The sequence below is a fragment of the Methylomonas sp. Uni0009 genome (assembly GCF_054188105.3).
Map to the genome: position 1 here is coordinate 4,347,465 of NZ_JBTAFN010000001.1, position 14,141 is coordinate 4,361,605.

The window sequence follows — 14,141 nt, forward strand, 5'->3', positions numbered from 1 at the left end:
AAGATTGGGCATGCTATGGCCCCCAGTAATCAAAATGAAAGACAACGCCTTCAGGAATATCAAATTCGATCCACCCGCCGCACTGAATTTTATGATGACCTGGAGTGATTAATCCGGCCTCACCAATCATGTAAGACCAAATTTTTCCATCAACGATGATTGGTCCGCATCCACAACCGTTATCATCAACGACTACCAGATAGGTTTTGCCATCACTAGATATTGTTACCGATCCTCGAAGATAGCCGTCATCACATGCGACCATGGCAATAACCAAGGAAAAAAGTAATAACCGTAAACTAATCATGTTGAAAAGCTTTCCAAATCTTACCATGCCGGGTTTTTCACAAAATGCCGCTAATCTTGTGGTAGAGCCTGAACCAAGATATTTCAAAATGCTCTCTGAAATGATAGATGACGCTCTCCTGAACCCCGATTTTTAAATGACGGCCACGTTGTCCATAACTAAAAGCTAAAATTCGAACCAGCTTCTCCGACGCTTATCCACTGTTTTCATCAAATTTCCACCATCCAGCCTACCACCGGCTTCTTCGAGCGCGTCCATGATATGGATGAAATACTGTATGTCACGAAAGTCGTAGTTTCTGTCGTCAGCCATATTTTTGTTCCGATTCGTCAATCAACTTTCAAAATCTCAGTATTGAGCTGTAGTATCAAAAACCTGCTTGCCAAAAACCTTGTCGAGTTTTTCAAGAACTGCGGCCGATCAATATGACCATACCCGAATCCCGGTATTTCACAATACCTGCTAAAGTGGAAGGCGGCTGATCGCCGAAAATAACGACTTTGAAATGAAGGCCATGTTATCCATAATTTTTTTCCCCCTCAGCAGCCATCTTAGCACCCAATGCCCCCACAAATCACACCAGTCCCCACCAAGACTCGCCAATTAATCGAAGACAGATTGGCATCAATAGCAAGCGAGCAAAACATCAAAATTCTCTACGCATGCGAATCCGGTAGCCAGGCATGGGGATTCCCATCGCCTGATAGCGACTACGATGTCCGTATTATTTACGCTCACCCTGTCGACTGGTACCTAAAGCTCGATGAAGACCGAGACGTCATCGACTTGCCTTTAGAAAGCACATCTGCAGGCTTGCTTGACCTCGGTGGCTGGGATTTACGTAAGACCTTACGATTGCTCGGTAAATCCAACCCCGTTATATGGGAATGGCTGCAATCGCCGATTTGCTACCTTGATGACAAAATACTACGTGAGTCGCGCGACGTATTTGATCCATTCTTTTCTCCCATTACGGCTTGCCATCATTACCTCTCCATCTGCCGGAACACCATGAATCAAGGATTAAATGGGTCGACGGTAAAAATCAAAAAGTATTTCTACATGCTACGACCGCTGTTAGCGGCAGCTTGGATTGAACGTTTCCATGCGATCCCGCCGATGGAATTATCGCTACTGTTGCCTCTGCTTGATGATCGAGCGGAAATTAAAGAAAGCATTTTAGAATTACAGGAGCGTAAGCAAAATATCGATGAGCAAGTACCCATTGCCAGAATTGCCATGATCGATAATTTTTTAGTGAGCGAAGTGGCTCGCTTGCAAGATACTGGTAAATTGTTACCCGTGGGCAATGGCGATAAAACTGAATTGGATAGCTTATTTCGAAAATGCCTGGATTTATGAGGGACGTTGCCAATGAGTCTGAGCATCGATGACCTGAAACAACAAAATCTGATTCTGCTTGATACTATCAGCGGCAGTCGAGCCTATGGATTAGAAACGCCGGAATCCGATACCGATACGCGAGGCGTGTTTATATTGCCGCAGGAGTTGTATTTTGGATTTGACTACATCGAGCAGGTCAACAGCGAGCGCAACGACCATTCTTATTACGAGATTGGGAAATATCTGAAGCTCCTGGCCAAAAATAATCCTGCCAGCATTGAGCTTCTCTTTGCGCCGGAAGAAACGGTCATCTTCCGCCATCCACTAATGGAACGTATTAAGCCTGAAGTCATCATGTCTCGATTATGCCGGGATAGTTTTGCCGGTTATGCACTAAACCAGGTTAAGCGGGCCAAAGGTTTGAACAAAAAAATTTTCAATCCAATATCCGACGTGCTGCCGCAACCAATCGATTGCTGCCATGTCGTAGAAGCCGATAAAACTGTTCCTGCCGCGCAATGGCTTGCCGAAAAAAACATGGCTACCGAGCGTTGTGGATTATCGGCTTTACAACGCGTCAAGGATGGCTATGCGCTCTTTTATGAAGATGACTCCAAAACAGACGTACATTTTAATGGACTGTTTCGTTCTAATGACATCGATGGAAATCAATCTCAAGATGTTTGCTTATCGTCGATTCTCAAGGGCATGCAGCCTCGCGCGTGGTTGGTATTCAATAAAGACGAATATTCCAGACGACTCCGAGATTTTCATGAATACCGAAAATGGGAACAATCCCGCAACCAGCAACGGTACCAAGGTACGCTCGATCACGGCGGCGGCTACGACGCTAAGAACATGATGCACACCTTCCGTTTGCTTCGCATGGCAAAAGAAATTGCAGAAACAGGCCGTCCGCAAATCCGCCGACAGGATCGTGATGAGTTGCTTGAGATTAAAGCTGGGCGCTTTTCCTATGATGATTTGATGGCGAAGGCAGCCGCTGAACTGAAAAAAGTCGATGAAAGTTTTGCTTCAAGTACATTGCCGAATGAGCCGGATATTGGGCAAATTGAGAGGTGGGTTATTGAAATTAGGAAAGCTTGGTATACGAATGGGGGCAAGCATAAATTTAGATAAGCTGATTTATTTCAATATGTTCGTGAACGATGATTTAATATCGAAAAACATCGAGTAAGCGGTGATGAAATTTTAACCATGTTTTCAAGGCATGTAATAGTCATAATAATTCACAGAGTTTTAATACAAATAGGCAATTGCCGAATTTTATAAAAGTTTCACAAAAACTGTTATTGATAAATATACCTGATGCGTCTATAAAACGGTGGTTTTATAGACAGTATTAAAAATGCGCGTTACGTATTAGGTTTAGATACTTTAATTGTTAAAATATATGTATATAAAACAAAATATCAAAAACGTCTATGAATCATCAAATTGGATATGCAAGAGTATCGACAGATGACCAGCATCTAGACCTTCAGCGCGATGCATTGCTCGCTAACGGTTGCGCTGTAATTTATGAAGAAAAAATAAGTGGTAAAAGCGCTGACCGTCCTGAACTCGGCAATTGTTTGAAGTCACTGCGTAGAGGGGACACATTGGTGGTATGGCGCTTAGATCGGCTTGGCCGATCCTTGAAAGACCTTATCTACATCGTCGCTGACCTTGAAAGTAAAGGCATCAACTTCGTCAGCCTGACAGAACGAATCGAAACGCAAAGTGCTGCAGGTAAACTGACGTTTCATTTATTCGCTGCATTGAGTGAGTTTGAGCGTACCATCATCCGGGAGCGAACAAAAGCTGGTATTGCTGCAGCTCGTGCACGTGGCAGGAAAGGCGGGCGCAAACCGATTCTCGATCCCGGCAAAATTAAAGAGATCAAAGCATTAATGGCTGACCCTACAATCAAGGTTACTATAATTGCCAAACGATACGGCGTTAGTCGCGCAACGCTTTACAAATACGTTAAACATTAATTGATTAGCCCTAATTTGGGTTGCTTCTGTTATTCTTTTTTGGTAATGGAAGATTAAGTTTATCCATGGACACACCATGTGCATAAGCGTTATATTGCCAGACGACAAACTGAGCTAATAAGCTATCTTGCTCTTTTTTTAGTCTTTCATTTTCAGCTTCAAGATTTGCAATTCTTTTTGCTGCAATACTAAGTGAGGCTGGTATTTTTTCTTTACGCTTGCCATTAACCCGAAGATTTTCTTTCTTATCTTTAAAAGCTGATTTTATCCTTGAATATTTTTCAAGGGTTTGACGAGCTGAGGATATAGAATATCTTTTTAAAGCTAATTGACAAAGGCTTTCCCATGAGAATTTTACATCATCATTCCACTGGTCAATTAACGATACTATTTTTGCAATGTCTTGATCAGTTAAATGCTTTGCCATTAAGAGTTCCTCAACATTTTTAGTTTATTGAGTGCTTGTGGGCCTCTTATAACAGTTTGAACACCGGTGTCACGGTTTTTTTCAATTTTTGGAAGACGTTTTTTATTGTTAATATCCAAAGCCTTATCCAAATGACTCATATTTGAAGCAGAAGAAAGTTTGATTAAAGTACCATCTGGCAACGTATCGTCAGTAAGCTTTTCTATAAGCTCTGAACAAATTTTAATTGATTCAAGACGTTTGTTATAATGTCGATCAGCGCCAATTGTTCCCTCAACCATTGCTGCTCTATCAGATATGAGTAAAGATTGCTCTGCTTCGAGATGAGTTTTTAACCTTTCGAGTTTTACATTATCACCCTTCAGGCATACTTGCTCAGGGCAAGTAATACATTGACGGTGCTTTGAACATGGCGAAATAATGTAGTCGTGAATACATACACCAAACTCAGTTTGATGAAGCGTTAATGATGCGCTAGTGTTGATTTCTTGGATAGTATTAGGTTTAACGATTTCGATAATCGGTAGATTGCTATGGCTGGTTATGTGACTTCCTGAAATCAAGGATAATTGTTTGTTGTAGTGTTCTGGTGGCGTATGATTATAAACTCTGTTATGTTTCTCATTTGCTCTACCAGCCCATTTTGTTAATAGAGCAGTATCCATGCCATTGACTTTAGCGATTGTCGAAAGCAAATGACGTATTTGGTGGCTTGTTATCTTATAAGATAGATATTCGTGTCTTTGGAATATGCTTTTAACATTAACCGGTTCATTTGAGTCTTTTTTTTTCTTTTTTGTTGGCTCAAGGTCCTCATTTAACGTGTCGATATGTGGCATCCATAATTTTCTAGTATTTACGCTCCCCTTTATACGAAACTCATATGCATGTAATGTGAATAGTCCCTCAGACCATTTTACTGAAACATCATCACCTGTAGTATATGGAACATATGGAAAATTCAATAACCTCTCAGAGAATGTTGAACTTGCTTTATTATCTTCAAGGCTTTTAGCAAATTTTCTAGCTGGTTCAGATAAATTTTTTAAGCGCCTTACCGCTTCTCTAACAGTGTTTTCCATAGAGCTAGGAACCCATTCAACTTCGTATCCATAGCCCTTACCGGAATACCATTTAATACCAAGAACTTTATTACCCTGCCGATCTACATCCTCATGTAGGCAATCAACTTTCAGGTAAAATAGTTCGCTTGCTCGTGCAGGTGCTGTTAATAGTATTGCGATGGCTGACGAAGTAAATATATCTCTTTTGCTTAAGTTGTCCTCACCTAGTGCAAAAATTTCGGCTAAAGCAAGTAGTGCATTTTCGTCTGGTAATTTTTTTTCTCTATGAGTTGCACCGACTTCGCCAACTTTGTCTACATCGTCTGGATGTCGGTTTAATGGATTAATCCATGTGAATGGTTTTACGATCTTCTTTGAAACAAGAAAATCTTGTAACTTTTCCAGATGCAATCCACCATGATAAATTGCTTGTCCTTCATAAGACTCTCTAATTACCTGTGCTGCTTGGTCTAAAGTCACCGCATTAATTGAATTAACGTCTACCGTGCCATTTGTTTTCAGCATGACTTGTTCAAGAGCACGAATAGCCTTCATTTCATTGAATGCTTTAGCCTTTTTCAATGACTGACTATATGTAACATAAGCCTTGGCAAATGGAATAATTGACTCATCTAACTGATTTCTAGGTTCTCTATTTTTTGAACTAACACCTATTTTTGTAAAATTAACAGCACCTTTCCAGTAATTCGATGAATATACCAACTTATCATTCAAGGCAGGCAGTTTTTGAGAAAACCCAATAAAATCTTTAAGATTTTGTTTGGCATCTTTCTCAAACTTTGGTGTAAATATCAGAACATTATCCATAAGCAATATCTCCCTTCATTTCCGCACAACGCTGTATTACTTGAGTAACCGCAAGAATAGCGCGGTCATTTATAGTTGCAATTTGTAGATCGTTTGTCGTTTCGATCACTCGTTCTCGCTCATCTAGCAACCATTTCAGCACTTCATGATGCGGGGCATCTCGCCAAGCCTTGAATTTTGGACATAAGTAACAAGCGATTGGCGCATAGTCGTGACACATTGCGGTTGTACCGCATGAACCCACATTGCATGAGTTATCACTTGACCTGATCCGTTGTGCCCCTGGGATAGTCGCAAGAACATCATATTCAGAGTCTACAATTTCTCCTTCAAATGCTCTTGCGTATCGCATCAGAGAGTTATTCATAAATGCAGATATCTTTACCGCGTGTTCGGGAATATTTGCCACATAAACCGTAGTATTTTGCGTATCTGATTGATCTAATAACTTTGCTATTGTAAGCACGCCAGCACCTTCTCTTGCCGCACGAGTACCTAACGTATATCTAAACCTATATCCTGTAATTTTAATTTTATTGCCCGTTCTTTCGGATGTAATATCTAACTTGCCAACTACATCTTTTAACTCTGAAACTATTTCTCTTGTTTTGCAGTGAAAGCTGTCAGTAGTTAACCAGGACTCAACATCGTCAGAAGCAACATTGGTGAGTTGCACCCAATCATCTGGAAAGAGCGGCAACAAATTGCACTCAGATTCTGACAGTTTACGGCCAAGCACCTGACTTGCAGTTTTCTTTATATTCTCAATGTGTTTAATCAAGACTTGTCCAGTGCTTTCTAAAAGAGCAAAATCTGTGAACCTAGATCGGAATTTCCCACCTCGCACTTTTGCTTTAGGGATGCTTAACATACATACTGTCTCCCCAAGTGTTTCTGAATCCATTCGAAAGTCACCGACTTTCAATGAAGCAATCTGAATAGGTCGTCGTCCAGTTGCTGCAAACATTTGAGCCAACGAATATTCCCTGTCATTTATAACTGATTCGGCATATTTGTTATCAAGCCCATTTCTAATCGCATCAAATTCAATATCGCTAAATGGCCCCTCTTCAGGGTCCAATGACAGCACTGCCATTCCTTTGTCGTTACCGGATAGGCTCCAGCTATTCATTAACTCAAATAGTTGATCACTAACTGCATTAAACTCTAAAAAATACAGTTGTTTCAAAAAAACTCTCAAAACACCAAGCCTGTGTTCTTGGCTCTTAGAAGAATAAAGCGCCTTATAAGTTAACAATCCTTTTTCGTTAATTACTCTAAAACTAGTTTTATCGTAATAATTCTTTATTGCCAAGCATACATTAACCGCATGACTTGCTGATTTTGTTTCAGCAAAATACACAAGAGTTTCTCTTATATCATTTTGTATCAAATCATCAAACTCAACAATAAAAGAAACATTCAAATATTTATTTGTGTTCAATTGCCATTTATCAGAATAAATATCAAACTCATACCCATCAAATGACACGGACTTTGATACCTTAACGGGGTTAAAAAAAACTGCCTTCATTAAATATTTTCACTGTAAAATATAATTATTATGCTACCGAAAAAGCTTAATGTTAATAAAAATCCAATATTATCACTGCTTCTAAATTTACATTTTTAAAGCACATTATTTTTCGACACCAATTATTCTTCTTTGTAATTGCAACCCAATTTTCATTGCCTTCTTATGCTGAAATCGTTTTGTATATGTTTTCGCTGTACCTGAGTCTTCTTTCCATCCCATTAAATAACTGCGCAGGTCTTCTATTTCTGACTCTGACATTTCTCCTGAATGTAAATAAGGCTCTACCATGCTGCTAAAGTCATCGTTCCATGCATGACGAAGTGCATGTGCATGAACACTAAAACCTAAAACGTTCGTAAGCTCTGAAAAAATCTTATCAATTGCCGAGTGAGAGAGTGGCATGGCACTTCTTGCCCCTCTTTGATGACTGAGAAATAAATAAGGGCATTTGTTGGCACCTTTCACTTTTGAACGATATTTAATAACATAATCCTCAAGCATTAAATAAATCTCATCGATAATATCAATATCTCGACTTTTAGTTTTTACTAGCGGCGGATTTGTGCGCGGATCATTTGGATTATCAGCGTCTCTTCTAATGCTAATTTGTTTGGTGCCAGGGTCTAAATCTGTGGCTTTTAATGACAATAGCTCGCCCTTCCGACAACCTACATAATAAAAGACATGCACTATCAATTTATTTCTAAAACGAATGTCTTCGCCTTGCCATGGATTGTTCGGAGAATCTAATTCAACTAGCTCCATTAACTTCTTTTTCTGATTTTCATCCAATGATTTGAAGTTTACATTATCTTCAAATGAAACTTTTACCGGTCGATGACTAATAATTCTGTTCACCATCCGTTCAATTTCTTTTTCAGTTGCTAGGTCAAACGTATTCGCCAGCCATTCAAGATATTTAGAAATTACTGTTAATCGGTTGTATGTTGTGTTTGGCTCAACAAGGTTCTCATCAATGATGATCGTATGACGTGCTAATTCCAGTCTTTTAAGATTAATAGGTATGACGTTGTTGTTTTTCCCTGCATTTTTATTTTCAAACAGTGCTTCAATCGGTTTAGTTGCCCACAAGCCAATTGATTCAATTTCTGGCTTCGTTAGTAGCTTACCTTTACGGAATCTAGCTTCGATATCGATTTCTAATAAATCACACAGTGTCGCAAAGAATCCAAGCACACCAATAACTGATCTAATTGTGTTGATGGAATCATGTTTGTTTCGATGATGAATCGTCACATATAGATTTTGATAAATAAGAGGCTCCCCAAGTTCTCCACTTACCAGCACCCCATGTCGCTCCCCGTTGGGAAACCTGAATGTCTTGTATCGATACATCACCACCTCACGTCATTACAAAAACCCTAGGTATATGATAACCGAAAATATCTCACAAAAAAAGCTTACGGATTTCTTCTATTTTTTCCGTAAGCTTCATTTGTAAGGCAATGTTTTTTATACTAAAAAATCAAAAAACATTACAAAATAAATCTAAGGTAAGGGTCAGAACGGAATATCGTCGTCGAAATCGTCATAGGAAGCCGGCGCAGCTTGTGGGCCTGAAGGTCCGGAAGAGCGATTGTCATAGCTACTGGCCGGCGGAGTATTATTGTCCGAGTAGCTGGCAGTGCCGCCGCTTTTACTGTCCAGCATGTGCATATTGTCGGCAACGATTTCGGTTGTGTACCTATCTTGACCGTCCTGGCCTTGCCATTTTTGGGTACGGATACGGCCTTCGACATAACATTGGCTACCTTTTTTCAGATATTCGCCGGCGATTTTCGCCAAACCACTGAAAAACACTACCCGGTGCCATTCGGTTTCTTGCTTGCGCTCACCAGTTTGCCTATCTTTCCAGCGTCTATCGGTGGCCAACCGTATCGTGGTAATAGCATCGCCGCTCGGCATATAGCGCACTTCCGGATCGGCGCCGAGGCGGCCGATCAGCATAACTTTATTCAGCATGGTGTTCTCCGTGTAAAAATTGCGAGTAACAGCGGCTTATTGCCACTGCTTCAAAAAAAGACCTAATTGATTTTTATCGAGCTGCTGGTTATCGACTTTCAGATACGCGGCATTTTCTTCGAAATGCAGCCGTACCTCTTCAATGCCGTTAATCGCCAACAAAGCTTTGGAAAATTCCGCTCCGCGTTCGGGTTTGATCGCCTGCAATGGCAACAGCAAATTGGCCCAGTAGCGCGGTGGCGACATGAACAGCGCGATGACTATCCAGCTGGCGGCAACGCCCGCCGAAAACATAAACACCGCCGCGGCGCCGAATTCGCCGTACAACCAGCCACCAGCGCCACCGCCTAAAAACGCGCCGAGGAATTGGGCGCTGGAATAGATGCCCATCGCCGTGCCTTTTAGGTCGCCGGGTGCGGTTTTGGAAATCAATGACGGCAAGGTGGCTTCCAGCAGATTGAACCCGCAGAAAAAGATCCACAAGCAAGCGATCAATCCGATCAACTCGCCGTGCAGCAACACAAAGCCAATGTTGGCAATCACCAAGGTGGCAATCGCGCCGATAAACACTTTCTTCATCTGCCGCTTTTTCTCGGCGATGATCACGAAGGGGATAATCATAGCCATCGACGTCACCAACACCGGCAGATATACCAGCCAATGGCTGCCGCCTTGCAAACCAGCATCGCGCATCAGTAGCGGCACCACCACGAAACTGGCCATCAGGATCAAATGCAGCGCAAAAATACCGTAGTTCAAGCGCAACAGATCGGCATTCTTGATGACCGAACCCAGCTCCGAAGGGATGTACTCGGCATCGCGGTGGGTGGTAATTTTTTCCGGGTTAGGCACGACAAACAGAATCACCAAAATGGCCAGCGCCGCCAATACCGCAATCATCCAGAAGATGCCGGCAATGCCGAAATGATGGGCGATGATAGGTCCCAGAGTGATAGCCACCCCGAACGACACGCCGATGCTGGCACCTATGGTCGCCATGGCTTTGGTGCGGTGTACTTCCTGGGTCAAGTCGGCCAGCAAGGCCATGACCGCAGCAGAAATCGCCCCGCAGCCTTGCAAGGCTCGCCCAATCAAAACGCCGTAAATATCGGTCGCCAGCGCCGCCCAGACGCTGCCGGCGACAAATAAAATCAGGCCAATCACGATGACCGTCTTACGGCTGAAACGGTCCGACAACAAACCGAACGGAATTTGCAGGATGGCCTGCGTCAGGCCATAGATACCCATCGTCAAACCTACCAGCTTGGGCGTCGAACCGGGCATTTGTTCGGTAAACAGCGACAACACCGGCAGCAGCATGAACAAACCCAGCATTCTGAGCGCATAGATACTGGCCAGCGACACGGTAGCCCGCTTCTCCATGGCCGTCATCGGACTGGTAATATCCTGAACCTGTGTCAAACCAAACTCCCCTTTGCCTTGCGTCGTTAAAGGTGGCTATAGTACCAGTTTATCAAGGAGAGACTCCAGCGCCGGAATGAAGCCTGAAGAGTATTTGCCAAGGATTTTCGCGTGTTAGAATGCAGCGGAAAATATCCATCTAGGAAACCAAAATGACTGCGATCATGTTCGACACCCATGAATTTGTGAAAGAACTGAAAGCAGCGGGATTTAGCGAAGAGCAAGCGGAAATCATCACCAAGTTGCAAAAAACCGCCATTTCCGCAACATTGGAACAAGCGAAACACGATTACGATTTGGATGATTTATCGACCAAGCGCGACTTAAAGGAACTGGAAACCGGCCTTAAGCGCGACATCAAGGAGCTGGAGCTGAAGCAAGACGCCAAATTGGCCGAAACCAAAAGCGAATTGATCCGCTGGATAGTCAGCGTGGGCTTGTTGCAAACTGCCTTGATTTCGGCGTTGTTGCTTAAGTTGAGCGCATTGGGTTAACGCTAGCAAACGGGACATGCTGAAGCATCTGTAAGGATTGATGCAACTTACTAGGGGCTGTTGCCGTTTCACATCGGTAACCATATAAATGCACAAGCCAGGGCGATAGCACCTTCAAAATTGCGTTTTAGTTTGTCATATCGGGTGGCAATAGCTCTAAAATGTTTCAGTCGCGCAAATACGTTTTCAACGAGGTGGCGATATTTATAGAGACACCAGTCCATTTCCTCATTCCCGACTATTGAATTTTGTTTTCTTGGGATGATGGGGACTGTGCCTTGGTCTCGAATTTGAATCCGTAACGGCTCGCTGTCATACCCTTTGTCTGCAATCATGTAGCCCGCCTGGGGGAGCTTGGCCACAAATTCCGGCGCTTCTTTGCAGTCATGTACTTCGCCCCCCGTAATCGAAAACTGGATGGGAAGTCCACCGGCATCAACCGCCATATGGATTTTGGTCGTGTTGCCTGCGACCGATTTCCCGATGGCTGTTGGATTTTCATGGGCGCCGCCGCTACTGTGTTGATGGGCTTTAATAATGCTGCCATCAATAAATAGCCATTCCAAATCAGGCTCAATCACTAGCGCTTGAAAGATACCCCTCAGCTTTTCTTGCAGTGACCAGGCATTGAAGCGCTTGTACGCGGCATTCCACTTGCCAAAAGCGACGGGCAAGTCTCGCCAAGGTCAGCCAACACGCAAGCGATAAAAAATCCCTTCGACCGTTTGCCGAAGACCGGGTTTGTCGTAAATGCTGAAACTCAACATAATCGTTTTTAGCTTTTCCCAGTGGGTATCTGTAAGCAGTTGGCGTGGCATTCGCTAGTTATCGTTTGATTGAAAACTCAATCAATATGGCTCGCCAATCGATTTTCAAAGGGATTATGACAAAATGGCAACAGCCCCTAAATATGCACGGGGAAACCGGCCTTAGCGTTTGTGTATTAGCTCAGACCTGATCTGACAGTTACCGTTTTTGCGGGGTGTCTGTCAGATTAGATTTGGTTCAGATTTTTTTGAGCCCAAATCTGTTTTCCATCCAGCAAGGTATCCATCGGCGTTCTGCCGTTGCACATTCTGCCCTGATGAGTTCGGTCATTGTTGTAATAAACCAGCCATTCGTCCAGATCTTTTTGGAGTTCATCCAGGTCGCTATAGAGCTTTTTGCGGAACGTGACCTGATAGAACTCCTGCAAGATGGTCTTGTGGAAGCGTTCGCAAATCCCATTGGTTTGCGGCGACATGGCCTTGGTTTTGGTCTGGTCGATGTCGTTGATCGTCAGATATAGCTGATAATCATGCTGTTCGACCTTGCCACAATATTCTGTGCCGCGATCCGTCAGAATGCGTAGAACGGGTAATGCGTTGGCTTCATAGAACGGCAATACTTTGTCATTCAGGATGTCCGCGGCAGTAATCGGCGTTTTGGTGGTGTACAGTTTGCAGTGAGCGACTTTGCTGTAGGTGTCCACGTAAGTCTGCTGGTAAATCCGCCCAACCCCTTTGAGGTTGCCAACGTAAAAGGTATCCTGCGAACCCAGGTAACCGGGATACCCACAGGGCACAAGTGGGCTGTTTCGATTTCGCCGCAGGCTTGATCATCCTGCTGCTTTTTCTCCAACGCCGCAATCTGCGCATCGCTCAGCATTAACCCTTCGGCGGCTACCTTGGCTTCCAGTGCTTTAAGCCTCTTTTTAAAGTTCTCCAGGTCATGCCGTAACCAGATGGAGCGAACGCCGCTGCCGGATACGAATACCCCTTGTTTACGCAGTTCATGACTGGTTCGATGCTGTCCATGCGCTGGCCACTCAACCGCATAGGCTTTCACTGCTAGCTCAATGCTTTCATCGACGCGATTCTTCAGATTCGGAGACCGGCGGTTTTTGTCGATTAAGGCATCAATGCCACCTTCGGCCACAAGCTCTTGATAACGATAAAACGTATCGCGCGAGACACCCATCACCTTGCAGGCTCTGGAGACGTTATTCAGTTCTTGGGCTAAATTTAACAGCCCCGCTTTGTGTTTAATGATCGGATTGTTTGTATGGATCATGGGAGTTACCTTTTGTGTTTTGTGTAAGGATTCGACACCCCTATCAAAACCGGTAACTCTCATCTTTTCAAGTCGATGTGTCAGATCAAGTCGTGACTAATACAAATAAAATATTACCCCTGCTTAAAGCAAATAAGAGCACCGTAATCCTATTTGCCATTGCAACCTTTTTATGTTGTGAGCGACTCAAAGCCTACATCATCATACCGATTGCCATAGCAGCACTGCTCTACCAAGTTATCCAAATCCTGCGTTACTGGCGTTCGCCACTGCAACGCGCCATCCGCCTGACTGCGATTGCCATTATTTTAGCATCACTAAGCAGCGTACTCGTTTTCCACATCTATCGACACTACAGCGTCAGAGCCAAGAGCCATCAAATCGCCAAAACTATTGAAATGTTTTACCTACAAAACCAGCGATACCCGGATAAGCTAAAAGACATGGGAATTGATTCCCGAGCAGCGCGCGATTGCTGCAGAGTGTATTTCCATGTCTACGACGGCCAGCCAACTCTGATATACGATGTAACCTACGATTACATGGACTGGTGGAGCTATAACTTCAAGACCCAGGAATGGATCTATGTATCGCCTTGAGCATCCCCCTTACGAACCTACATAAGCAAATCGCTCTTTGCCCAACGCCCACCGTTCCCCGTATAGTATGGAGTTGTTCAAAAA

Annotated in this window: 12 protein-coding genes and 2 pseudogenes; 5 read left to right on the forward strand and 9 right to left on the reverse strand. The window is 43.3% G+C overall.

Going from position 1 to position 14,141, the window contains the following annotated elements; translation table 11 throughout:
• Positions 1–13: 13 nt before the first annotated feature.
• Positions 14–394 (reverse strand): hypothetical protein, encoded by a 381-nt coding sequence (locus tag ACWAU0_RS20070; protein WP_458137702.1) that lies wholly within the window; start codon positions 392–394, stop codon positions 14–16.
• 474 nt (positions 395–868) lie between these two features.
• On the opposite strand from ACWAU0_RS20070, the gene ACWAU0_RS20075 reads away from it, so the two are divergent.
• From ACWAU0_RS20075 to ACWAU0_RS20085, 3 genes are all read left to right on the forward strand, one after another.
• On the forward strand, positions 869–1,669 hold the full coding sequence (locus tag ACWAU0_RS20075; RefSeq protein WP_458137703.1) for a nucleotidyltransferase domain-containing protein: 801 nt from the start codon (positions 869–871) through the stop codon (positions 1,667–1,669).
• A gap of 12 nt (positions 1,670–1,681) precedes the next feature.
• A complete protein-coding gene (locus tag ACWAU0_RS20080; protein ID WP_458137704.1) occupies positions 1,682–2,791 on the forward strand; it encodes a DNA polymerase beta superfamily protein in 1,110 nt (369 codons plus the stop codon).
• Between the two features lie 305 nt (positions 2,792–3,096).
• The gene (locus ACWAU0_RS20085) at positions 3,097–3,651 is read left to right on the forward strand and encodes a recombinase family protein (RefSeq protein ID WP_458137705.1); all 555 of its coding nucleotides are present in this window, start codon (positions 3,097–3,099) and stop codon (positions 3,649–3,651) included.
• Between the two features lie 10 nt (positions 3,652–3,661).
• On the opposite strand, the gene ACWAU0_RS20090 is transcribed toward ACWAU0_RS20085, so the two are convergent.
• From ACWAU0_RS20090 to ACWAU0_RS20115, 6 genes are all read right to left on the reverse strand, one after another.
• Positions 3,662–4,078 (reverse strand): hypothetical protein, encoded by a 417-nt coding sequence (locus tag ACWAU0_RS20090; RefSeq protein ID WP_171695127.1) that lies wholly within the window; start codon positions 4,076–4,078, stop codon positions 3,662–3,664.
• Positions 4,078–5,970 carry a hypothetical protein gene (locus tag ACWAU0_RS20095; RefSeq protein ID WP_171695126.1) on the reverse strand — a complete coding sequence of 631 codons (1,893 nt, stop codon included), beginning with the start codon at positions 5,968–5,970 and terminating at the stop codon, positions 4,078–4,080. Before ACWAU0_RS20095 ends, ACWAU0_RS20090 begins: the two co-directional genes overlap by 1 nt.
• Entirely contained in the window at positions 5,963–7,504 is a 1,542-nt protein-coding gene (locus ACWAU0_RS20100; RefSeq protein WP_523070827.1) for a site-specific integrase, read from the reverse strand. Before ACWAU0_RS20100 ends, ACWAU0_RS20095 begins: the two co-directional genes overlap by 8 nt.
• A gap of 105 nt (positions 7,505–7,609) precedes the next feature.
• Positions 7,610–8,863: a tyrosine-type recombinase/integrase gene (locus ACWAU0_RS20105; RefSeq protein ID WP_171695124.1), complete on the reverse strand. Its 1,254-nt coding sequence runs from the start codon at positions 8,861–8,863 to the stop codon at positions 7,610–7,612.
• A gap of 165 nt (positions 8,864–9,028) precedes the next feature.
• Positions 9,029–9,490, reverse strand: coding sequence for a single-stranded DNA-binding protein (locus ACWAU0_RS20110; protein WP_033158801.1), 462 nt, complete (start codon positions 9,488–9,490; stop codon positions 9,029–9,031).
• 36 nt (positions 9,491–9,526) lie between these two features.
• Positions 9,527–10,912: an MFS transporter gene (locus tag ACWAU0_RS20115; RefSeq protein ID WP_458137708.1), complete on the reverse strand. Its 1,386-nt coding sequence runs from the start codon at positions 10,910–10,912 to the stop codon at positions 9,527–9,529.
• A gap of 152 nt (positions 10,913–11,064) precedes the next feature.
• On the opposite strand from ACWAU0_RS20115, the gene ACWAU0_RS20120 reads away from it, so the two are divergent.
• Complete coding sequence (locus ACWAU0_RS20120; protein ID WP_458137709.1) at positions 11,065–11,406, forward strand: coiled-coil domain-containing protein; 342 nt, start codon at positions 11,065–11,067, stop codon at positions 11,404–11,406.
• Between the two features lie 68 nt (positions 11,407–11,474).
• Here the strand turns inward: ACWAU0_RS20120 and ACWAU0_RS20125 are convergent.
• Both ACWAU0_RS20125 and ACWAU0_RS20130 read right to left on the reverse strand, forming a co-directional pair.
• Positions 11,475–12,224, reverse strand: a pseudogene (locus ACWAU0_RS20125) (IS5 family transposase).
• Between the two features lie 176 nt (positions 12,225–12,400).
• Positions 12,401–13,458: pseudogene (locus ACWAU0_RS20130) on the reverse strand (IS481 family transposase).
• Positions 13,459–13,550: 92 nt separating this feature from the next.
• Between ACWAU0_RS20130 and ACWAU0_RS20135 the strand changes: the two are divergent.
• Positions 13,551–14,057, forward strand: a complete 507-nt coding sequence (locus tag ACWAU0_RS20135) for a hypothetical protein (protein WP_523070828.1) — start codon at positions 13,551–13,553, stop codon at positions 14,055–14,057.
• Positions 14,058–14,141: the final 84 nt, after the last annotated feature.

Bases quoted from the DNA above. Each gene is read 5' to 3' on its own strand.
- ACWAU0_RS20075 (WP_458137703.1), top strand. From the start codon at position 869: ATGCCCCCACAAATCACACCAGTCCCCACCAAGACTCGCCAATTAATC.
- ACWAU0_RS20080 (WP_458137704.1), top strand. From the start codon at position 1,682: ATGAGTCTGAGCATCGATGACCTGAAACAACAAAATCTGATTCTGCTT.
- ACWAU0_RS20085 (WP_458137705.1), top strand. From the start codon at position 3,097: ATGAATCATCAAATTGGATATGCAAGAGTATCGACAGATGACCAGCAT.
- ACWAU0_RS20090 (WP_171695127.1), bottom strand. From the start codon at position 4,078: ATGGCAAAGCATTTAACTGATCAAGACATTGCAAAAATAGTATCGTTA.
- ACWAU0_RS20095 (WP_171695126.1), bottom strand. From the start codon at position 5,970: ATGGATAATGTTCTGATATTTACACCAAAGTTTGAGAAAGATGCCAAA.
- ACWAU0_RS20100 (WP_523070827.1), bottom strand. From the start codon at position 7,504: ATGAAGGCAGTTTTTTTTAACCCCGTTAAGGTATCAAAGTCCGTGTCA.
- ACWAU0_RS20105 (WP_171695124.1), bottom strand. From the start codon at position 8,863: ATGTATCGATACAAGACATTCAGGTTTCCCAACGGGGAGCGACATGGG.
- ACWAU0_RS20110 (WP_033158801.1), bottom strand. From the start codon at position 9,490: ATGCTGAATAAAGTTATGCTGATCGGCCGCCTCGGCGCCGATCCGGAA.
- ACWAU0_RS20120 (WP_458137709.1), top strand. From the start codon at position 11,065: ATGACTGCGATCATGTTCGACACCCATGAATTTGTGAAAGAACTGAAA.